At 53.0% G+C, this 20,543-nt stretch carries 21 protein-coding genes; 7 read left to right on the top strand and 14 right to left on the bottom strand.

The window, feature by feature from the left end:
* Positions 1-72: 72 nt before the first annotated feature.
* The 12 genes from HBO05_RS22130 to HBO05_RS22080 form a co-directional block, all read right to left on the bottom strand.
* Entirely contained in the window at positions 73-528 is a 456-nt protein-coding gene (locus HBO05_RS22130) for a single-stranded DNA-binding protein (RefSeq protein ID WP_042558371.1), read from the bottom strand.
* Entirely contained in the window at positions 525-1,043 is a 519-nt protein-coding gene (locus HBO05_RS22125; protein ID WP_042558372.1) for a DUF3158 family protein, read from the bottom strand. Before HBO05_RS22125 ends, HBO05_RS22130 begins: the two co-directional genes overlap by 4 nt.
* Positions 1,040-1,795 (bottom strand): PFL_4669 family integrating conjugative element protein, encoded by a 756-nt coding sequence (locus HBO05_RS22120; protein ID WP_042558373.1) that lies wholly within the window; start codon positions 1,793-1,795, stop codon positions 1,040-1,042. The genes HBO05_RS22125 and HBO05_RS22120 overlap by 4 nt, the downstream gene beginning before the upstream one ends.
* A 264-nt stretch (positions 1,796-2,059) precedes the next feature.
* A complete protein-coding gene (locus HBO05_RS22115; RefSeq protein ID WP_131672194.1) occupies positions 2,060-3,250 on the bottom strand; it encodes an STY4528 family pathogenicity island replication protein in 1,191 nt (396 codons plus the stop codon).
* Positions 3,247-3,795: a DUF2857 domain-containing protein gene (locus tag HBO05_RS22110; RefSeq protein WP_010565142.1), complete on the bottom strand. Its 549-nt coding sequence runs from the start codon at positions 3,793-3,795 to the stop codon at positions 3,247-3,249. Before HBO05_RS22110 ends, HBO05_RS22115 begins: the two co-directional genes overlap by 4 nt.
* Positions 3,792-5,381: a ParB family protein gene (locus HBO05_RS22105; protein WP_042558374.1), complete on the bottom strand. Its 1,590-nt coding sequence runs from the start codon at positions 5,379-5,381 to the stop codon at positions 3,792-3,794. The genes HBO05_RS22110 and HBO05_RS22105 overlap by 4 nt, the downstream gene beginning before the upstream one ends.
* A 14-nt stretch (positions 5,382-5,395) precedes the next feature.
* A complete protein-coding gene (locus HBO05_RS29480; RefSeq protein ID WP_042558375.1) occupies positions 5,396-5,605 on the bottom strand; it encodes a hypothetical protein in 210 nt (69 codons plus the stop codon).
* Between the two features lie 85 nt (positions 5,606-5,690).
* A complete protein-coding gene (locus HBO05_RS22100) occupies positions 5,691-6,536 on the bottom strand; it encodes a ParA family protein (protein WP_042558376.1) in 846 nt (281 codons plus the stop codon).
* 5 nt (positions 6,537-6,541) lie between these two features.
* Positions 6,542-6,766 carry an AlpA family transcriptional regulator gene (locus tag HBO05_RS22095; RefSeq protein ID WP_042558377.1) on the bottom strand — a complete coding sequence of 75 codons (225 nt, stop codon included), beginning with the start codon at positions 6,764-6,766 and terminating at the stop codon, positions 6,542-6,544.
* 115 nt (positions 6,767-6,881) lie between these two features.
* Positions 6,882-7,631: a hypothetical protein gene (locus tag HBO05_RS22090; protein WP_042558378.1), complete on the bottom strand. Its 750-nt coding sequence runs from the start codon at positions 7,629-7,631 to the stop codon at positions 6,882-6,884.
* A 320-nt stretch (positions 7,632-7,951) separates the two neighbouring features.
* Positions 7,952-9,166 (bottom strand): aminopeptidase P family protein, encoded by a 1,215-nt coding sequence (locus HBO05_RS22085; protein ID WP_042558379.1) that lies wholly within the window; start codon positions 9,164-9,166, stop codon positions 7,952-7,954.
* A gap of 114 nt (positions 9,167-9,280) precedes the next feature.
* Entirely contained in the window at positions 9,281-10,207 is a 927-nt protein-coding gene (locus HBO05_RS22080; protein WP_042558380.1) for a LysR substrate-binding domain-containing protein, read from the bottom strand.
* 178 nt (positions 10,208-10,385) lie between these two features.
* On the opposite strand from HBO05_RS22080, the gene HBO05_RS22075 reads away from it, so the two are divergent.
* From HBO05_RS22075 to HBO05_RS22045, 7 genes are all read left to right on the top strand, one after another.
* Positions 10,386-11,237 carry a transporter substrate-binding domain-containing protein gene (locus tag HBO05_RS22075; RefSeq protein ID WP_042558381.1) on the top strand — a complete coding sequence of 284 codons (852 nt, stop codon included), beginning with the start codon at positions 10,386-10,388 and terminating at the stop codon, positions 11,235-11,237.
* A gap of 30 nt (positions 11,238-11,267) precedes the next feature.
* Positions 11,268-11,918 (top strand): amino acid ABC transporter permease, encoded by a 651-nt coding sequence (locus HBO05_RS22070; protein WP_042558382.1) that lies wholly within the window; start codon positions 11,268-11,270, stop codon positions 11,916-11,918.
* A 9-nt stretch (positions 11,919-11,927) separates the two neighbouring features.
* The gene (locus HBO05_RS22065; RefSeq protein WP_172314057.1) at positions 11,928-12,587 is read left to right on the top strand and encodes an amino acid ABC transporter permease; all 660 of its coding nucleotides are present in this window, start codon (positions 11,928-11,930) and stop codon (positions 12,585-12,587) included.
* Between the two features lie 8 nt (positions 12,588-12,595).
* A complete protein-coding gene (locus HBO05_RS22060; RefSeq protein WP_042558384.1) occupies positions 12,596-13,393 on the top strand; it encodes an amino acid ABC transporter ATP-binding protein in 798 nt (265 codons plus the stop codon).
* Positions 13,394-13,544: 151 nt separating this feature from the next.
* Positions 13,545-14,153, top strand: coding sequence for a hypothetical protein (locus HBO05_RS22055; RefSeq protein WP_052491505.1), 609 nt, complete (start codon positions 13,545-13,547; stop codon positions 14,151-14,153).
* Positions 14,154-15,152: 999 nt separating this feature from the next.
* Positions 15,153-16,364, top strand: coding sequence for a M24 family metallopeptidase (locus HBO05_RS22050; protein ID WP_042558385.1), 1,212 nt, complete (start codon positions 15,153-15,155; stop codon positions 16,362-16,364).
* A gap of 297 nt (positions 16,365-16,661) precedes the next feature.
* Positions 16,662-18,002 carry an MFS transporter gene (locus HBO05_RS22045; RefSeq protein WP_042558386.1) on the top strand — a complete coding sequence of 447 codons (1,341 nt, stop codon included), beginning with the start codon at positions 16,662-16,664 and terminating at the stop codon, positions 18,000-18,002.
* A gap of 89 nt (positions 18,003-18,091) precedes the next feature.
* Here HBO05_RS22045 and HBO05_RS22040 read toward each other — a convergent pair whose 3' ends face one another.
* Entirely contained in the window at positions 18,092-19,111 is a 1,020-nt protein-coding gene (locus tag HBO05_RS22040) for a GlxA family transcriptional regulator (protein WP_169864294.1), read from the bottom strand.
* A 486-nt stretch (positions 19,112-19,597) separates the two neighbouring features.
* Positions 19,598-20,512, bottom strand: a complete 915-nt coding sequence (locus HBO05_RS22035) for a polysaccharide deacetylase (protein WP_223816864.1) — start codon at positions 20,510-20,512, stop codon at positions 19,598-19,600.
* Between the last annotated feature and the right edge of the window lie 31 nt (positions 20,513-20,543).

The following is a 20,543-nucleotide window of genomic DNA, read 5'->3' as shown; positions in this document are numbered from 1 at the left end:
GGCTTCATGAGCCGCGAGCAATGACAGGCCAGGAACTTCGCGCAAAGGCGCAATTTTTATGCCTGAAGTCGTTCAGGCCTTAGGTGATTGCCCTCTGTGTTTCCTGGGTTTCGAGGTCGGCGAGCTGGCCTGCTCAGTATTTTGAGCGGTCGTCGGTTCACTGGAGCGTTCCCGCATGACCACGCTGTGCACCCGGTGAGGCAGGATGCCGACTCGACGGGCCTCGATCTTGAAGGTCACCCGCGCATTGTCTTCGCTGTCCTCCCACTCATCGCGCACCGTACGACCTTCGACCAGTACGCGCATGCCTTTCTGGTACAGGGTGCTCCAGTGTTCAGCCTCACGGTGCCAGAGCTCAACCGGCGCCCAATAGCCGCCCCGATCTTCATAGCTGCCCTCGCGTGGGATGGGGTTGTCAAAGTACACATTCAGCCGTAGCAAACGCCGCGGCTCGTCATTGCCAGAGGCGAACTCCTGGAATTCTGGCGCACTGCCGATATTGCCTTCGCCAACGAAAAAAGTACTCATCGTGATACCTCCACTGCGGGTGTGAACTGGCGCAGCAGCCGTTCGGCACTGGCCATGTTGATCGCGCAGGTCGTGGCCTGGCGGTAGAGCGAATGCACCACGCTCATCTGCAGGTTCAGTGCAATGCGATCGCATTCGAAGCGGTGCAATCTCTCGCGTACGGCCTGCGGCAGGGCGTTGTTGCAGATCTGGCGTTCCCAGACCGCAACCCCCATACGGGCGAAGTCACGGGTGCGCCAACGCAAAAAGGTGCTGCCTGCGCTGGTGTTCTGCAGCACTAAACGAATGTCCAGCAGCGAGTAAGGGGGCTGTCCGGCTTGCTGCACCACAGCCTCCATCAGGTGACATAACTGCGCCTCGATTTCCCTCGCCACCTGCGCCAGGTGCTCCAACTCCCCCTTACCCTTAAAAGGTTTTAAAAGGCCTTTTAGGGAGGCTGCGTGTTCGAGCTGTCGATAGGCATCCGGTGTTAACGCTTCGAAGGGCATTGGTTGAGCCGGGATCATCGGATTCATGCTTCGTCCTCCGGCTCATCCACTGTCGCAGAGGGCTCTCCCGCGTCCTCTGCCAACGCGTCGGCATCATCCACTGCCACCGCACCACGGCGAGTGATTGGCGGTGCAAACTGGGAGCGGCGATGACCCTCAAGAATGTCCATCGGGGGCAAACCCAGTTTCTCAATGGCCGCAATGGCCCGGGCGTTGTTCGCCGCCATGTCATCACGCGTGACGCCGGCATGCCGATAGCGCTGTGCCTGACTGAACAGGCTACGCAGCAGATGGGCGCCGTCGTCGATCCAGGCTTCCATGTCGATACGGCCGATCAGGGCGGTGTGATGGGCCAACAGGGTACGACGCACCAGGGTGTCGTAGTCGGTCAGCAGGTAGACCGCGAGAAAACCCAGCTGGCTGCCGATGTACAACGGCAAGGTGACGGGGTGGATGTTGAGGTTGTCCCCCATGTCGATCTGTGTCGGCAGGTCCTGTCTGATCCGATCCAGCTGTTGGGTCAGTTCCCGCATCCCAGCCTTGGCCTGCATCAGTTTTTCTTCGAGTTGCACGATGGCCCAATCGGCATAGGGATCGTCCTGGGCCGCGGTTTGTTTGATCAGGTTGGTGACACTGATGTAGCCGGCCATACCCATGATCGAGTGGACGCCTTCGCGTGCGGCTCGACCTTGCCAGATACGGGCGGCATGGTGGGTGTGCAGGGTCAGGGTGATGCTGCTGCGCAATGAACCCAGATTGAGTTGATAGTGATCGGCCACGGTGGTGTCCTCGCATTCGCTTGGACAGGAACGTTGCGACAGATGAAGGTGAAGGACAGCCAAAAAGCTGAATGCGGTCTGTTCGGTTTGGTTTAAGAGGGTTAACTATGGAGACGTCAGTGGATTTGATGCCAGTGGCATCAAATCCATTGACGTCTACGTTCATGGGAGGAGATGCCCCGGCTTTTTCCTAAAAATTTCATGGTATGGTCCGATGTGTTCGTAGAGTGGAACTCCCTGGATTTGATGCCACTGGCATCAAATCTACTGACGTCCACCGCGTTTGCCACGCAGTTGGCGCAGCTCATTCAGGCACGCTTGGGCAAGGGCAGACGCGGGTTCGCCCTGTTGTCGAGATGGCCGCGAGGGGGCGGGTGGGGGCGGTTCTGCAATGGGTGACGGTTCGGCCTGACCTGCCCAAGGACGAAAGTCACCTTTCAGCGCACGCTGGATCAGACCCATCAGATACGCCGCTGGCTTGCGGATACCGCCGGCCGTACAGCGTGCTCCCGCTTCGTTGAGCACCGCCTGCCGATCCGCGGGCTTGAGCTTGTTCAGCGCCACGGCGATGGCCTGACGCTCGTTTGGGCTCAGGTGCAGCGCAGCAGGCCAGTGCAGGTTAACCACCGCTGGGGTCGCGCGCGGTACTGTACAAATACTTTCTTTTAATACAGTACAGGCGGCGTTCGGATTCCGAACGGTGCGGGAAACACTGGCGTTCAGACTCGGTTCGGAATCCGAACGAGGGCCTGCACGATTCCGAACGAGGGCATCTTCCCTCCGTTCGGAATCGTGCAGAGTGGCATCGGTTGCCGGATCCAATCCTTGCTGCGCCCAAAGTTCGCCCCAACTGTCGAGCCGCGTCGGTAACCGATCCTGATCGATATTCGTGTCTTGGCGGACTTCCTCCACAACGTGCTGGGCGACAATACGCACCGCCTTGGTGGCATGACCGAGGGCATGTCCGACCAGCGCCAGGTAATCCTGATCCAGTTCCAAGGCTTCGGCGGGGGTTAACGGCTCATCGTGCAGGACATACAGAGAACCTTGGAGACGTCCGCTGAGCTGATCGCGTCCGCGACTCACCAAACTGAGCCAGCGCGTCAACCTGAGCATCGTCAACACCCGAGCAATGGTTTCACGGGAGGCTAAGGCGCCGTAGGGCACACTCGATAAGTAAGGCTGCAGATCCTCATAGCGCGGCGTGACCACGCCCTGGCCTTGCAGCATGAGTCGAAACACTTGCCAGGCATTACGTTCCAGTGGCGTCAGCCGACTATCCAACAGCAGGCGACGCGGCACGACTTCGTGTGATTGGCCACTGAACAGAAAGCCAGCCTGTAGAGCCTGATTGGAGGGCTGTTCAGTGGCAGGGCGGGCTGGCCAGCGCTCATGCAGCTGCTGTGTGCATTGCTGCAGGACACGTTGCCAGCGACTGGCAGGAACAGCATTCATGTTTTGTTGCTGTACTGGTCGATTTGCTGCCAAACGATGGTCAAGCTGATCTGCTGTTCTTCGGCAAGCATCATCATAGCGTCGAGTTTATCCTCGGTGCCGTCCTCTGTTCGTATTTGGCACCAACGTTGCCACAACGCATGCTCCTGCGCTTCGCTTAAATGTTGGGGGCGGCCTTTACGAGTTTCTATCTTGAGTAGACGCCGACGCATGGCTGTTTCCGAATGCGCCAAGCCAAAACACTGGTACATAATGGTGCTGCTGGCGCCGAGTTTGAGCGCTCGGTTGATCAACCGTTCGTTCTGTTCATCACGTTCAGCTTGTTCGATCAAACGATGCAGCACCGGCGAGTCAATCTTGACCTCAAGCCAAGGGACAGTGGCATGGGCCAGGCGCGATAACGTGGTCGGTGGTAAGGATTGCAGCATGAAGATGTCATCCTCACTCAGTCCAAGTGCCTTGCAGCGTTGCAGGTTGCCCAGGCGTAGTTCGTGCAGTACCTGGGTTAGCATGGCTTGATTGAGCATATTGAAGGACAAATTCATCTCAGCTCCTCCGGTGAGTTTTTGTCTTCAAAGATGAGTGTTAAGTCGATTAGGCGCCGGGCCAAGCGGATCAGGCGAAACAGTTTGATTAGCATACTGTCAGGCAGTCGCTCCAGGCCCACGTCCGTGACTGGTCTATCTGGTAGAGGGAGTTGATAGACCCCCAGCAACAACTGCCCGAACAGTGCGGAGGGGATTTGCTTGCGATCCTCCCAGTTCACCTCGTCTTGAGCCCGTAACAGGGCCAGGAGCATTAGGTGAACGCCCGTCGAGCGAGGCGCTGAAAGATCGAGTCGCTCAATGTTCAGGGCGAAGCCCAAGCCACGCTTTTGATCAATGATGCTCTCGGCATCTCCGGCATAGGCCGCCATTTCTCGAGCCAGTCCAGCAATGGCTAAACGCAGTTGTTCAGGTGTATCCAGCTGTGGTGTGATGATCCAAAGGTCGTCGATTGGGCAGGTTTCGACTGGAGACGTCGGCTCGGTGGAGATCTCGCGATCGATTTGCTCACGAATCTGTTGAACGCGTGATAGATGACTGACCGCAGGTGAAGTATTTTTTTCGGGGGCTGTGAGCCGTTCTTCTGAAATTGGTTCTATCTTGCTCTGGGCATCAGTTGATTCGGGATTAGCGTCGGAGGAGGGCGACTCTGCCGCAGTTTCATGCACGCTTGGCCGATGGCTGTTTTCTGGAGGCGTGGTGGTGACAGCCCCAGGCGTGGCGACGACCCGTTGGGTATCGCTCAGCTCCAGGGCCAGCATACGGTAGGACTGTCCAAGCAGGTGGCTCATGCGTTCGAGCAATTCGTCCTGGATCTGCTCAAGATCAAAAGATTCAGGATCGCCATCGAAGTAGCCCATGGTTTCTAGCCAGAACTCTGCAAATGAAACGGCAGCGGTTGGATAACGATTCCAGGTTCGCTCAGCCTGACTACGTAGACCGATCAGGCGCTCTATCTGAGGCTTACCCAATCCGGCATACAGAGTTTGTGGAATGGCGGGCAATAAGTGTTCGAGGGTGTCCAGCATACGGCTGATATGCGACTGCGAAATCGGATAGCCTCCAGCGGCAAGACGTCGAGCCAGCTCCCGTTGTGATAGATCTGCGCCATCGGACTCAAGCATGGTTTTGAGTTTGGCTACTGCCAGCGCCCGTTCGATGAACGTGAGTTGACCGTGCAGGTCGCTTTCCGCCAAATGGCCGAGTAGGGCGGTGATTTCATTGCCCCAAGGTCGGAACAGGCAGTGGATCCGAAAGAAACGCTCGTCGCGAGTTTCCTGCCACAGTTCGCCGAGAATGGCTAAGCGCGTATTACCGCCGTTGCGGATGATGAAAGAGGTTTCACCCGGGCGGCGGGTTATCGGTGGCGGTTGATCCAGCCCGCGTTCACGGATCGACGCCTTGATATCGTCATAAAGCGGGTTACGAATGAAGCGTGGGTTGTGTTCGTAGGGACGTAACTGTTCCAGAGTGACCAGCATGGGAGTGTCGATGACGGGATCGGACAGTCGCTCCAGTCCAGGACCTTGAGTGAAGTGGTCCTGGTGCAGCTTGTCGGTAATTTCCTCCTGACTGAGCTTCTTCATCTGAACCGCCTCGGTTAACGCCGGCTACGCAAATGGTCACCGACCTCGAATTTCACGATTTCGGCAGTCCCTGAACCTTCGAAATGTTGGGAGAGTTCTGCGAGGAACCACAACATGGCCGAGCGCCCCCCTTGCAAACGAAAAACTAAAGTGCAGCACTCCCCGCAAGCCGCGTCGTGTGGTCGAATGGAAGGCTGAACAACGATAGGAAACTGATCCAACATTAGAAAACTCCTTACCAAGCCCTGATGGCTTCAAGGTCGATCAAACAAAAATAATTCGGTGAAAAAGCTAATTGGGCGATTTGGTTTATCGAGACTCCGCACACCTCATTACCGATGAGACCGCTTCGCGCCATTCCGGGAATAATTCGATTGCCAGCGCTTGCATTACTTCTAGCGCAGACTGCGAGCGTCGGCGTTTACTCGACGGGCGAGCATCTATTCGGTGGGCCGGTAAGCCGAGGGAGGCGGCATTGAGGTACGCCACCCGGTCCGGGATTACGGTGTCTAGAACCGAGATATTGGTAGCCTCTGCGAAATTCTCGCGCAGGCTTCGGATGATCATCCGGGTGTCCACTCGATTGACGTTCACTTGGTTCAGTAAGAGCCGCAACGGCGGCGGGTCGATGCCTAGATGACGAAACGGTTCGAGCTCACTCAGTAGTTTTAAGGTGCCCCGACGCATTTCGCGGGCAGCGAGCATTTCCGGCGTGATGGGAGAGAGGGCGAGATCGGAGGCCAAGATGGCCATTTCCAACAGCACACCGCGGGCTCCCTGAGTATCAATCAAAAGCAGGTCATAATTGAGATGCAAATCGTTGAGCAAATTGTGTAGGCGTAGTCGTCCGTCAGGGGCATGTAGCAACAAAGTGCTCAGTCGACCTTGATCGTCATTAGAGAAAATCAGGTCGAGACCGACGACTGCAGTCCTAGAAATTATTCGTTCAGGTATTGTTAGATTGAGTGCAATGAGCTCGTACGCACCTGCCTGCGCTTTCTGGCTCAATGAATAATAACTGGAGAGGGTGGGTTGGCTATCCAGATCCAAGAGCAGAACACGGAGACCAGCATCGGCCAACAGGCCGCCGAGGTTCGCCGCTACTGTAGTTTTGCCTACACCACCCTTGGTGGAAACCACCGAGACCACGTGCATCACCCTCACTCCTGTTGTGAAAGGCGTTCTGCAATCCAGTGTTCGATTTCCAGAGAGTCCCAGCCGACTGCGCGCAGCCCGATACGCTTCGCCCGCGGGAACTTGCCTTCCTTCATCAGGTTGTAAATATGCGCACGTTTGAAGCCGGTTTTTAGTTCAACCTCGTCACGTCGCATGATGTGGCGTTGGGGTTGAGGTGCTTCGAGTGCGGGTACCGATGGGTTGGACATGCTAGTCACTCCTGGCGCCTGTTGGCGCGTGGTGGGAAGTGACTTGGATTGAATCGCACTAGCGCGGCTGAGTCATTGCACTGCAATCAAGCCCATTGCAACGCAATTGACTGGATCAGTTGTTTTTCTTGAGGCTACGATTGGCCACGGCAAACTTTTCATCCAGCGTCCGCTTGCTGAGGCCGGGCACATCTTTGTGACGGGCGACAATGGCGTCGACGATGGCTGCTTGATTCGTGAATACCGAAAGAGGTTTTCCGGCGGGCGAATGGTCCAAAAGAAGGCTGACCAATGCCCCGATCATATTGTGATAGGTCAGTTCACTACGCTCGCTGAGTTGACCATTCGTTTTGGCCAAGGCTTTGAGATCATCTCTTTCAAGTCCAATCGACTGGAGTTCTCCCAAGATTTCTTGAATGTGTTGCTGTTGCGCTTTCAACGCTCTCGATAACTCGTCTCGATCTGCTTTCACTGAAAGAAACGTTCCGAGACTGACCTTTGCAGATGTATCCTCACCGGACTCGAATAAAAAGCTGGGCTTATGGTCGGGATAATGAATTTCCATCCAGCGGCGTAAGTCTGAATGGCGTATGGTCAGCTGATAGGGCTCTACGTAGCTTCCCAAAGGAACAGAAACGCCGAGGCAGCCGTACGGCAGTTCTCCATTGCGTATGGCGTCTAAAATCCTTTCGACAGCGATGTGAAGATTGGGCCATTGGGGAAAGAGGGTTGCAAGGTTCTCAGGACGAGACCAATCCGCCTGCATAATTTGGGCTTCGTAGCGAGTGAGATTGCACCAGCGCAATGCGGCATCTATAGGGCGATAGAAGCTTTTGCTATGCGAATTAAAAACATTAATAGCCATAGCGTGACGGACCTCCATTCCTAATGGATAGGCCTCTCACCGACTATCAATATTCAAACTAGCGATTCATGCTAGCTGTTTCCTCCATCGACCAAATCGGTGAGGTCATTTAATTTCGAGTGCTACCAGAAAGCAATACCCGAGTAGCAATCGATGTTTTTACGCAATCCAGAGCCACAATCTCGGTCTCTTAACCAAAAATTCGGGTTCTGATTAGGTATCCTCCACATGACCCAGAGGTGCAGATATCATTAATCAATGATGCAGATTCTTGATGTTTGGAACTTCTTGATCAATTGAACCGCTCTGGACGTTAATTGCTAGGGAAGATTGATTATATTGTGCTCAGGCCCAGAGCCTAATTTCGTAATATTTTCCGCACCCCTGTCATTTACAATGAGCACGCTGCCCTCTCGATATCCCCCAGCACCTGGCGTACCTTCCGGTAGCATTACCATTGGTGTCATCGATACCACCATGCCCGGTTCTAGCACCGTCTCGATATCTTCGCGCAATTCGAGCCCAGCCTCCCGTCCGTAATAGTGGCAAAGGACTCCATTTGAGTGACCGTAACCAAATGTGCGATATTTGAGCAGATCCGCTTGTAGATAGATTTCATTTAGCTCTGCCGCAATATCGCAGCAACGAACCCCTGGTCTGATTATCTCCTGCCCGCGTTGGTGTACTTTGCAGTTGATTTCCCATATGCGACGCTGCTGGGCATTTGGCTCACCCAAAAAAGCCGTTCGTTCTAATGAAGAAAAATAGCCTGCGATCATCGGAAAACAGTTAACTGAAAGTATATCCCCGGATTTAACTCGACGACTGGTAACGGGATTATGTGCACCATCGGTGTTCAGACCGGATTGAAACCACGTCCACGTGTCGCGTAACTCGCAGTAAGGCATACGCCTAGCAATTTCCCTAGTCATTGCAGACGTCCCCGCAATGGCTACCTCGTACTCAGGCACACCTTCAGATATCGCGTCTAAACAAGCCGCACCTCCTACGTCCGCTACCGCTGCACCAATACGAATCAGCTGGATTTCTTCGATTGACTTGAACATACGAATACGGTTGGTGCCAGGCGCGATGTCAACCAGTTCCGCATTATCAAGAGCGGCTTCGATCTTGCGAAATTTATCGAGGGATAGATGATCGAACTCTACGCCTATACGGCGAGATTTTAATGGGATTGCTTTACGTAGAGCAACGAAATAGTTATCACGCTCCCAGTCTGTATAGACAAGATTATCTCCCCAGCTGCGGCGATAACCTTGGCCTCCATCAATATTGGTTGTGATAAGAATGGAGCTATCGTGCGTTACTACTAATGCGTAGCTACGCCCAAACTCGCAGAAGAGGAAGTCGCCAAAATAGTTTATGTTGTGTATTGAACTCAATACAATGGCGTCCAAACTGGTGCTGGTCATATGCTGACGTAACAGCTGAAGGCGTCGGGACATTTCCTTCACACTGAAAGTAGACCGTGTTTTAGGTCCATTTTGAAGTGTAATGTAATTAGGCATGCTCATGCCGAGGTTCCTGTCTAGTGAAGGCAGCGCGTAGCATCTCCTTCACGCCCAATAGGAACAAATGACGATTTTTAATTCCGTACTATTAGCAGAGCTTATGGCTGAGACAGATATCTAGCTGCCCAGGTTCAAGCGCCGCTGCGACAGATGCTGCTCCACCTCGCTCTTGATCCACTTCTTTAGCGCCTGAACCCGAGGGCGGTCTTCATGAATGCTGGGGTGCACTAGCCATACTTGGCCATCTTGCATTACCTCAGGGAACGGCCTGACCAAGGTACCGTTTGCTATCTCTTTTGCACACAGCGAATGCCGCATTAACGCGACCCCCTGACCATCACAAGCCGCCTGCAACACAAGGTCTGCCCGTGAAAATGAGCAGCCTCCACGGGTATTGATATCGTAGCGGCTGTGCCGGGAGAAAAAAGCGTCCCAGTTGGTGCTGTAGGCAGCGTGAGGCATAGAGTCATGTAACAAGATTGTCTGGCACAAATCACCATAATCTTTGATTTCTACTCGTGCCAACAAATCCGCGCTGGCTACTGGATAAACGAGGTCATCGAATAGGTGTAGCTGAGAGAGTTTGGCATTGTCAGTCCAAGCGCAGCTGATTGCCAAGTCGACGCCGTCGCTATTGAAATTAGGGGTACTCAGATCCGCTTCTACCTCCAACTGTATGCCAGGGTAGGCTTGATTGAAGGATGGCATCCGCGGCAGCAACCACTTGCTAGCGAAGGAGGGCATAACGCGCACTTTTAGCGTGCCACTTAGCTCTTCATCTCCAATTTGGTGCAAAGTCATTCCTAAAAGCCTCAACGCTTGGTCGACTCCGACGTGCAAGCGTTCACCGCGTTGCGTAAGCCTCAAACCCCGAGGCAGGCGATAAAAAAGCTCATAGCCCAGTTCCTGCTCAAGCGCTTGAATCTTCTGGCTTACAGCGCTTTGTGTAAGGAACAGGTCTTTTGATGCGCGAGTGAAGCTCAAGTGCCGTGCAGCAGCATCGAAGTAGCGCAATCCCTCAAGAGAAGGTAGGGCACGAGACATGACGAGGCTCCAGCTGTTGGGATTTTACCGGTACAAGCATGAGTCATGCCGACATTAGTAAACCTAATGAGTCGACGTTAAAAATAGCCGTTTGTTCATGATTTCGGTTGTGGACATGCTGTGTGAACGCCAACCGGTTCGCCCACTTCTACTCGTAACTCATCGAAAGGATCGCGTCATGAGACCACTGTACTCGCTGCTGACCCCATTGTTAGTTGGCACTTTAGTGTCCTTTGCAGCTGTTGAGGCTAAGGCTGATTTACTTTCTGACATCAAGGGGCGTGGCGAGATTGTCGTCGCAACCGAAGCACGTTATGCGCCTTTTGAGATGATCGAGGACGGTAAAATTGTCGGGTACGGGAAAGACTTACTCGACGCGATTATGCTTGATTTGCCCGGGGTTAAACTTAAACAATTAGATGTTCCATTTCAGGGCATACTTCCTGGATTATCCAGCAAAAGATTCGACTTCGTAGCCACGTCACTTACTATAACTAAGGCGCGCGCAGAAAGTTTTGCTTTTACCTTGCCTTTCTCCACTGCTAGTGTGGCAGTATTGAAGCGTAAAGGAGACGCCCGGATCAATAGTGCCGAAGATTTGATTGGCATGGTAGTAGGAAGTCAAGCCGGGGCACCACAAATCGACGTGCTCAAGGAGTATGAGCGGACTGTACTACAGCCGACGAAGAACTCGGGCGTGAAAGAAATCAAGGCATTTATGGACTATAATGAGGCTTATGCGGCTTTGGCCTCCCGTCGTGTCGATGCAGTCGTTCAATCCCTACCCAATCTCGCGCCTTTAATCAAGGAGCGTGGAGATGTATTTGAAATTGTACAGCCTCCCTTCGGACCGCCGACATACTATGCGTGGGCCGGTCGTAAAGATGCTGACAGCGCCTCTCTTGTTAAATTCTTTAGTGACGGTATTGCAAAGCTGAACGCAAGCGGTGAGTTAGCCAAACTTCAGCGCAAATGGTTCGGCTTCGAAATGCCTCTACCTACTGATGCTGTTCCAGCACCGATAAACTGAATGCAGTAATGCTAATCGGGAAAATTAGGTATGTTTGATTTAACAGCTACAGCCCACTATTTGCCACAGCTTTTGGCAGGCCTATTTACCACACTATGGGTATCTTTGACCGCTATTGCGTTAGGGCTGGTGATGGGCTGGGCTGTTTGTCTTGGTCTGATGAGTGAGCGTAGGTGGCTCCGGATGTTTTGCGCTGTTTATGTAAGCTTCTTTCGAGGCACGCCTTTGTTGGTACAGCTTGTTCTAGTGTTTTATGCACTACCTTCTATCGGAATAAGTTTACCTCCACTGGCGGCCGCGATTGTCGCATTAACTTTGAACAGTGGAGCCTTCCAAGGTGAAATATTGCGCTCCGGTTTCCAGCTTCTGCCATACGGTCAAACTGAGGCGGCCAGAGATCTTGGTCTGTCGCGCTGGCAAGCATTGATTTATATTAAAACACCTCAAGTGTTGAAGGCCATGTTGCCTGCTCTTGTAAACGAAACTATCGATATCATTAAAAATTCCTCATTGATTTCTGCTGTCGCTGTACATGAGCTTATGAGGACAGCTCAAACCCTTGCCTCAACTACCTACCGCCCCATCGAATTCTTTATCGTGACCGGGCTGCTTTACTTGGCTCTAACAATGGCGACTGGACGGGTGGGTAACTGGCTGGAAGCTAGGCTAAAAATTGCGTAGGAGGTGCCTTTGATCGGCATTGGTCTGTTTGACGAGTACGGTGGCTCAATCCTAGCTGGGATTTGCGTTACGCTGAAAATGAGTATCGGGGGAATTGCGCTGGGGATGGTTTTGGGCTTGGTGTTACAGAGTTTATACAAGCCTGATAACAAGCCATTTGCCTTTTTATACCAGCTGTATTTAAATGTTTTTCGGGGTACGCCGCTTCTTCTACAATTATTTTTGGTTTTCTATGGGGGACCATACATAGGTATTGAATGGACTGCAGAAACCGTAGGATTGATAGGTCTAGGGTTGTATGGTGCAGCCTATTTTGCAGAGATATTTCGTGCCGGACGTGAGTCAATTCCACAAGGTCAACTCGAAGCTGCAAGAGATCTGGGACTGACAGGTACCCAGGTATTTCGCGTTGTGCTGTGGCCGCAGATGATGGCTCGGTGCGTACCAGCAGTCGTCGGGCAGACGATAATTCTACTAAAGGAGTCGTCTGTTTTGTCGATTATAACAGTCGCTGAGTTAACTAACGTGGCGATGACAATTGCTGTTCAGAGCTACTCCATGCTGGAGCCATATACGATATTGGCGTTGACGTATTGGGCTATTGCCATTGTACTAGCTGGCATTGGTTCCAGAGCTGAGCGGTATTTTAAAAATTATCTGCAGCGCTGAGGTTATGCATGTCCAATTCATACGCTATAGAAATTCGTGATTTGCAAAAAAGCTATGGTCAACATGAAGTGCTCAAAGGCATTTCACTCACCGTCGCGAAAGGCGAGGTGGTTAGCATCATCGGAGGTTCTGGATCTGGTAAATCAACGTTGCTGAGATGTATAAATTTTCTTGAAGAATATGACGGTGGTGAGGTACTGGTAAATAACCGCCTTATTGGTTACGGAAGCTCTGTTACTGGAGGTTTGTACCAATTGCCCGAAAACATAATCCAGAGTTCGCTTCGCAAGGTGTGCATGGTTTTTCAACAGTTCAATCTATGGCCACATATGCGTGTTCTTGATAATATTGCCACCCCCTTGAGGCTTGTAAAAAAAATGCCGAAACTTGCGGCATATGCGATGGCGGAGGCCCAGCTTGAAAAGGTCGGTCTCGCTCATAAGGCTTCAAGCTACCCGAGTCAACTCTCCGGAGGTCAACAGCAACGGGTGGCAATAGCCAGAGCGTTGGCGATGGAACCCAGCATTATGCTCTTTGACGAGCCTACCTCAGCTTTAGACCCCGAATTAGTAGGAGAGGTGCTCAATGTCATTAAGGACGTGGCGAGTGAAGGTATGACATTAGTCATCGTGACGCATGAGATGGGATTCGCGGCAAAGGTATCGGATAAAGTCGTCTTTCTCGCTGATGGTCGCGTAGAGGAACAGGGACCTCCTAGCCAGATATTTGGGGCTCCTACCAGCCCTCGCTTACTTCAGTTCCTTACGTCATGGAATGAGCGGCAGAATGGTGGCAGTGTAAATTGAATTGCATTTACATCAATGGTCTTACTTTGTGATCAAGCTATCGTCTGATCTCTTTCCAGAAATATTAGTTGCTAAATGTTATATTGTGCGGTGTCGCGTTTGAGCATGGTTCCGAGGATGCAGAAAAGTGCCTAGATTTCCTGGAGGTGACTTGGATATTGTGAAAGTTGGGTTCTTGCTCACTGAGGGGTTTGACCTATATTCATTAGCGAATGCTATACAGCCACTACGATCCGCTAATCATGTAGCAGGCTTTCAGCTTTGTGAATGGCAAATTCTCAGTTTAGAAGGGGGCACGCTTAACGCAAGCAGCGGCATAGCTACTGAAACTACTCGGCTGGACCATGCGCAGTTATTTAATGTGTTGATCCTGTGTACCGCCGAGAATATACATTCCGATACGGATTACGATGATATCAGGCAGCGGCTGGACCATTGGAGCACCGAGCCTGTTGATCTGGGGGCCTTCGGCGGTGCGGGCTGGTTGTTGGCAATGAGTGGCGCGCTAAATGGTTTTCGTTGCAGCCTTCCTGAAATAGGATACTCCCAGCACCTCGGTATTTACAAAGACATCAAGTTTGTCACCGCGCCATTCTGTGTCGACCGTGGACGCCTAACATGTATTGGCCGCCAAGCTGTTCAAGGGCTCATGTGCGAATTTCTAGCACAAGAGTATGGGGGATACATGATGTTAGAAGTTGAAAAGAATCTGGCAGTTAAACTAGGCGCAAGTGGTACGATCCCTCAGGTCCGAACTTAATTCCAGATAACCGTTATGAAGTGGCTTATCGATGTAGATTTAAGAGACAGAGCCCTGGGTGTTTTGTGTGGCCGATTCGAAAGTGCTCAACCGTTCGCATATCAATGTTATTTACTTCTAGACCGAAATTATCCATCGCCAAGCTTGTTTCGGTAATCTCTCTACCACCGTGGCCATACCCTTATCCTGAGATTGATCGGGCTAGCATGAAGATCTGCCTCGGCAAGGATGTTATCGTTAATATCATGATATCCGCTAATGAATCGCATCCATCGCCCATTCTGGAAGCCGGTCTGCACATCTGAGATGTGTTGGGCTACTCGGAACTCAAGCGCTTTTTCGCTCTGATCACCGATAACAGCGCAAATACGCTGCACTTGGCAGACCCCTACAGGCTAGCGGTCAGGCGGCCTGCTAATGTTTGATCCTGTCCGCTCCAGGCGCCTACGTAATAATCTGTAGTCTGATGTTACTCCACAAGGCAAAGTCATGATGGTGGGCAGCTGGGCGCGCATAACTCCGATAGGCCTGTCTGCTGGAAGTAGTGCTATCTATATCTGGCGTCAGTGCGGCTGATGATGTTGCAATTCACTAATCAAGGCGCACGCGAAATCAGCCAAGCTGACGTCACAAATCGGCGACGTTCAATTACCGACCTCCAGACATTTTGCCTTTTCCAAGCTAGCTCGACGTATCGAGATGATGACGTAGTTGCCTGAGATTTGACTGGCGTCCCCTGGCGTCGAATAGCCCGCACAACCTGTCCGTCGCAGCCTCACGCGCGACGTGCTGAGTGTTGATGGACGTATGCCATCCAAAACGTCGCGCTGTGGAGCACTTTTTTTGATTAGGCCTGAGTTCGCCTTCGAAAATAGCGGGTCTGGCCAATTACAGGTCGGATTCGCACAAAAAATCCTAGTTCGCATCTGTTCGAATGATGTTCAGCGGCCAGCCAGAGTGGCGTCTTATGTCGCTCAATCAACGACAAGGATAAATGACATGCAAATGCCTAAAACGATCCAGATCAAGAACGGCGAAAAAGTAAAATCGACGTTTTCGGTTCAGGAGTACGCCAATCGACAGGCCAAATTGCGAGCGTATCTAGCGCAAAACAATATTGATGCGGCAGTATTCACGTCCTATCACAACATCAACTACTACAGCGATTTCCTGTTTTGCTCTTTCGGTCGCCCGTACGCGCTGGTCGTTACCCAAGACAGTGCCGTTACCATCAGCGCCAACATCGATGGCGGTCAGCCTTGGCGCCGCACCGTGGGCACTGAGAACATCATTTACACAGACTGGCAGCGCGATAATTATTTCGTCGCGATTCAGCAAGCTTTGCCGAAAGCTGGACGCATTGGCATCGAATTTGACCATCTGAACCTGCTCAATCGCGACAAACTTGCCAGTCGTTACCCGCAGGCCGAACTGGTGGATATCGGTGCACCTTGCATGCGTATGCGCATGATCAAATCCGCCGAAGAGCATGAAATCATCCGTCATGGTGCCCGCGTGGCAGACATCGGTGGCGCAGCAGTCGTGGAAGCCTTGCGTGATCAGGTGCCGGAGTATGAAGTCGCCTTGCACGCTACCCAGGCGATGGTGCGCGAAATTGCCCGCACCTTCCCGGACTCCGAACTGATGGACACTTGGACCTGGTTCCAGTCTGGCATCAACACCGACGGTGCTCATAACCCGGTGACCTCGCGCAAGGTTAACAAGGGCGACATCCTGAGCCTCAATTGCTTCCCGATGATCGCTGGTTATTACACTGCGCTGGAACGCACAATGTTCCTGGACCATTGCTCCGACGAGCATCTCCGTTTGTGGGAAGTGAACGTTAAAGTGCACGAGGCCGGCCTGAAACTAATCAAGCCGGGCATGCGCTGCTGCGATATCGCTCTGCAACTCAACGAGATTTTCCTTGAGCACGATCTGCTGCAATACCGCACCTTCGGCTACGGCCACTCCTTCGGTACACTGAGCCATTACTACGGCCGCGAAGCTGGGTTGGAACTGCGCGAAGACATTGACACGGTACTGGAGCCGGGGATGGTGGTTTCCATTGAACCGATGATCATGCTGCCTGAAGGCCTTCCGGGCGCGGGCGGTTACCGCGAACATGACATATTGATCGTCAACGAGCAGGGCGGGGAAAACATCACCAAATTCCCGTATGGCCCGGAACATAACATCATCAAGAAGTGAGATTAGGCGCCGCACAGTGAACCTGTGCGGCGTTTTCTTTTGTTAATAGTAAAAGTATAGGAAATACCGTCCCGGCGGCTGAGTTAAACCGGAAAAACCAACGCGTGCACGATAATATCGCGCATCATTTACTGACCCTTAACCCTGCCAAGTAAAACAATAGAGGGTATTTGTCATGTACTACGTCACGATTCCGGCCACGGGCTCGAAGCAGTTCAATTTCCATACCGCTTCTGGTAGCGATACAGCGTTGCCTCTTCATTCCGATAACAGCACCTCTACCCCCGGAGGTGCGCAATGAGCACCCAAAACGCAAGTCTGACGCCGATCCTGGAACAGCAGCTTGAACGGATTTCCGAGCGCAAGGCACTGCGGCGCGCGGCCAGTGCCAGCTTCATGGGCAACTTCGTCGAATGGTTCGACTACGCGGCCTACGGCTATTTGGCAACCGTGATTGCACTGACGTTTTTTCCGCAGACCGACAAGGCGACCGGGCTGCTGGCAACCTTCGCGGTGTTTGCGCTGTCGTTTTTCGTTCGCCCGCTGGGAGGGCTAGTCTGGGGTCACTTCGGAGACAAGTACGGGCGGCGCAGCGCGTTGTCCTGGTCGATTCTGATCATGTCAATCTCGACCTTCTGCATCGGTATCCTGCCGACTTACAACCATATTGGTCTGTGGGCACCCGCTCTGTTGTTACTAATCCGCTTGTTTCAGGGCTTTTCCGCTTCCGGAGAGTACGCTGGGGCATCAGCCTTTCTGGCCGAGTATGCCCCTGAGGGTAAACGCGGTTTGTATACCAGCATCGTGCCGGCGAGTACTGCTGCCGGCTTGTTGTTCGGCGCAGTGTTCGTGGCCGGTTTGCATTCGTGGATGAGCGTTGAGGATCTGCACAGTTGGGGCTGGCGTTTGCCCTTCCTGCTGGCGGCGCCGTTCGGTCTAGTCGGGCGTTACATCCGTATGAGTTTGCAAGACACACCCAAATTTCTAGAGATGGAAAAACGCCTCGAGGCCAAGGAATGCGCGACCCACGCTCCGGTTCGCGAACTTTTGACCTTACACCGGCGTAGCGTGATTATCGGCATCGGTGTGACATGCTTGAATGCGGTAGCGTTCTACCTGTTGCTCAGTTATATGCCGACCTACCTGTCTACCGAGATGGGCATGAGCGAGAGCGATTCGTTCATGGCGTCGACTGTGTCGTTGGCGACCTACATCGGGCTGATTTTCCTGATGGGCAAGCTGTCGGATCTGTTCGGACGCAAGGCCATGTTGCTGACCGCATCGGTGCTGTTTCTGGCGCTTACATGGCCGCTGTTCGGCATGTTGAACAACCAGCCGCTGATCGTCATCCTGATGATCCAGATAGCCTTCGGCGCGATCCTGGCGATGAACGACGGCACCTTGCCGTGCTTCCTCGCCGAGATATTCCCGACCCGCGTGCGCTTCAGTGGTTTTGCCTTCAGCTTCAATATCGCCAATGCGGTGTTCGGCGGTACGGCGCCATTTATTGCGACTTGGCTGATTCAGCTGACCGGTAATAAAATGGCACCAGCCTGGTATCTGCTGGCGGCCGCCGCTGTAGCGTTAATTGCCATGCTGGCGAGCCGCGAGACTGCGCATAAAGCTTTGCAAGACTGACCCGAACGTCACAACCCAATATATAGGGGGCATAGCCTGTTCAGTGGAGTCCTCGCGGTCGCCATTGCGATGAGGATACGCCCTATAAATTAATGCATCGCAGCCACTTGCTTGCGTTCGCCGAGGGGTGATATCCCGAAGAAACGGCTGTAGCATTTGGAGAAGTGCGCAGGGGAGATAAAGCCGCAAGCGAGGGCGATATCACGAACTTGCGACTCGCTGCGCAGTAGCAATTGTCTCGCTCGCGACAGGCGCAGTTCCAGGTAATACTGACTCGGCGTGCGTTGTAGGTGCTTGTGAAACAACCGCTCTAGGTGCCGTACCGACACTTCGTTCAATCGCGCGAGCTCCTCAAGGCCCAACGGCTCCTCAAGATTGGCCTCCATGATTGCCACCATCTGGCTGAGCTTAGGTTGAGAGGTGCCCAGTTTCTGTCGTAATGGCACACGCTGCTGTTCCTGCGCGCCCCGGACCCGATCACACAGTAGCAACTCGGCTGCATGGGCTGCAATTTCGCGACCACCGGGTTCGCGCGCTATCAACTGCAGTGTCATGTCCATAGAGGCCACGCCGCCTGAGCACGTGTAGCGATCGCGATCAAGCTCAAACAACTGATTGGAAATAATGATGCCCGGGAAACGCTCCTTCAAAGCTTCGATGTCTTCCCAGTGAATAGTGCAGCGATAACCCTTAAGTAAGTTTGCGCGCGCCAATAAGTGGCTTCCAGTGCAAATCCCGCCTAGGGGCACTTGATCATGCGCCAGCTTACGGAGCCAGTTGAGTAGCGGTAGGCTGCTGTGATTAGAGACGATAGGGTTTGATCCGACAACGAACAGCATATCCAGCTTTGGTGCATCGGTGATGGTGTAGTCGGGCAGCAGGCGCATGCCGTTGCTGGCCATGACCGGCTCCATGTTGGCAGCGATGATAACCGTGCGGAACATCGTTTGACGCGCCGCCATATTGGCTATGCGCAAGGTTTCCACAGCGGAAGCGAAGCCGATAGTGGTGAAATTTGGTATGACCAAAAAACCAACGGTTTTCAATGGCCGATGTTCATCAACCGAACGCCCTGCGACAGGGTGGAGGGACGCGTGGAGTTTCGCCATCGATAGCGCTCCTCAAGGTATAAGTGACGCGTTCTGCAGCAATCTGCCGACATTCGGCATCATCTGGTTCTGGGATTGTTAGCAGGTTTTGGCTCTTGATCTTACCCTGCATGTCGGGCCTATGCGTAACGGCCTTTTTGCTTTTTTATTTTGGGCATGGAGCGTCCATTTTGTTACCCATCTGCCATGGCGTCCGTACCAGAAAATGTGATTGGGGTGGTGCTCCGTAATGGCCACTTGTTAAATCGCTGGGCGTAATAGCAGCTTTGTCTAGGTAACCCTCTAATACTCGACGTTGAAGTGCGCTGCTGTGAATTCGACGCGCGGGCATTTTAGTCAATTGCGAATTCTGTCAGTTGTAGTTAACGACTCGTCGCCGAAATGGACATGTGGGTAAGTGAGTTGACTGTGTATTTTTATAGGTTTAAGGAATTGCCTGTGGTGGTCAGGCAGTCGCCTGATGGCGACCGCTAATCAGCGTTTTGGCTAATATTTGTCAAACTTGACGGGGCCGTCGTACGGCGGCATACGCTCCACCCGCAGATTTGCCGACCCTTGGTCATGTACTTGACTTACATGCGCGGCGATTTCTTCCAGCGTGGCGAACCACACTCCACCTTTGGCCTGCATGTATTCAATGAAGCGCACCGCCTCATGCCAGCGGGCGAGGCGGCCGCTTACGAACGGATGCCAGACTGCAACCAGAAGCCCTCCGTGCTCCCACATCGCATCAAACTCGGCCTTGTAAACGGAGATGGCTTCCTGAGGCGAACGGATCGGCATGCTGTAGTCGATGTCGCTCATGTGCACGTACGGCGGCCAGTCATCCATCGCCCAATGGGTCGGTAGCTCTACCAGTTGGCCGGTTTTGCCTTGCAGGATGTACGGGATATCGTCGCCCATCAACGAGGCGTCGTACTTGAAGCCTTCGGCAATCAACAGGTCTGTGGTAGCGGGCGAGAAGTTGTATAGCGGGGCGCGGAAACCTCGGGGTTTCTGGCCTGTGTGGCGTTCGATGATATCGATAGATTTACGCAGCCAGAACAGCTCTTCCTCTTCGCTGATTTCGTTGACGTGCTCATGGATGTAGCCATGGTGTCCGATTTCATGACCGTCCTTGACCATCGCTTCGACCGCGGCCGGATATTGCTCAATGCACCAGGCAGGAACGAAGAATGTCTGTTTCAGACCCAGGTCCCGGTAGGATTGCAGGATTCGCGGTACGCCGACTTTCGGTCCGTATTGCAGGGTTGAAATGGTGCTGACCCGCTTATGGCTGTCTGCGGGGCGATGCAGGTGCAGGAAGCTGTCGGCGTCCATGTCGAAGGTGATCGCCACGGCGCATCGCGCGCCGCCAGGCCACGGAATAGGGTTGTTGATCATGCTTGCAGGTTTGCTCATGTCGGTACCTGTTAAAAACTGAAAGTCGAGG

It is taken from the genome of Pseudomonas sp. WS 5079, from assembly GCF_012985465.1.
In the GTDB taxonomy this organism is placed as follows: domain Bacteria; phylum Pseudomonadota; class Gammaproteobacteria; order Pseudomonadales; family Pseudomonadaceae; genus Aquipseudomonas.
The sequence above is the reverse complement of the archived record's forward strand: the minus strand, read 5'-3'. Positions and strand labels throughout refer to the sequence as shown.

Bases quoted from the DNA above. Each gene is read 5' to 3' on its own strand.
- HBO05_RS22130 (WP_042558371.1), bottom strand. From the start codon at position 528: ATGAGTACTTTTTTCGTTGGCGAAGGCAATATCGGCAGTGCGCCAGAA.
- HBO05_RS22125 (WP_042558372.1), bottom strand. From the start codon at position 1,043: ATGAATCCGATGATCCCGGCTCAACCAATGCCCTTCGAAGCGTTAACA.
- HBO05_RS22115 (WP_131672194.1), bottom strand. From the start codon at position 3,250: ATGAATGCTGTTCCTGCCAGTCGCTGGCAACGTGTCCTGCAGCAATGC.
- HBO05_RS22110 (WP_010565142.1), bottom strand. From the start codon at position 3,795: ATGAATTTGTCCTTCAATATGCTCAATCAAGCCATGCTAACCCAGGTA.
- HBO05_RS22105 (WP_042558374.1), bottom strand. From the start codon at position 5,381: ATGAAGAAGCTCAGTCAGGAGGAAATTACCGACAAGCTGCACCAGGAC.
- HBO05_RS29480 (WP_042558375.1), bottom strand. From the start codon at position 5,605: ATGTTGGATCAGTTTCCTATCGTTGTTCAGCCTTCCATTCGACCACAC.
- HBO05_RS22100 (WP_042558376.1), bottom strand. From the start codon at position 6,536: ATGCACGTGGTCTCGGTGGTTTCCACCAAGGGTGGTGTAGGCAAAACT.
- HBO05_RS22095 (WP_042558377.1), bottom strand. From the start codon at position 6,766: ATGTCCAACCCATCGGTACCCGCACTCGAAGCACCTCAACCCCAACGC.
- HBO05_RS22090 (WP_042558378.1), bottom strand. From the start codon at position 7,631: ATGGCTATTAATGTTTTTAATTCGCATAGCAAAAGCTTCTATCGCCCT.
- HBO05_RS22085 (WP_042558379.1), bottom strand. From the start codon at position 9,166: ATGAGCATGCCTAATTACATTACACTTCAAAATGGACCTAAAACACGG.
- HBO05_RS22080 (WP_042558380.1), bottom strand. From the start codon at position 10,207: ATGTCTCGTGCCCTACCTTCTCTTGAGGGATTGCGCTACTTCGATGCT.
- HBO05_RS22075 (WP_042558381.1), top strand. From the start codon at position 10,386: ATGAGACCACTGTACTCGCTGCTGACCCCATTGTTAGTTGGCACTTTA.
- HBO05_RS22070 (WP_042558382.1), top strand. From the start codon at position 11,268: ATGTTTGATTTAACAGCTACAGCCCACTATTTGCCACAGCTTTTGGCA.
- HBO05_RS22060 (WP_042558384.1), top strand. From the start codon at position 12,596: ATGTCCAATTCATACGCTATAGAAATTCGTGATTTGCAAAAAAGCTAT.
- HBO05_RS22050 (WP_042558385.1), top strand. From the start codon at position 15,153: ATGCAAATGCCTAAAACGATCCAGATCAAGAACGGCGAAAAAGTAAAA.
- HBO05_RS22045 (WP_042558386.1), top strand. From the start codon at position 16,662: ATGAGCACCCAAAACGCAAGTCTGACGCCGATCCTGGAACAGCAGCTT.
- HBO05_RS22040 (WP_169864294.1), bottom strand. From the start codon at position 19,111: ATGGCGAAACTCCACGCGTCCCTCCACCCTGTCGCAGGGCGTTCGGTT.
- HBO05_RS22035 (WP_223816864.1), bottom strand. From the start codon at position 20,512: ATGAGCAAACCTGCAAGCATGATCAACAACCCTATTCCGTGGCCTGGC.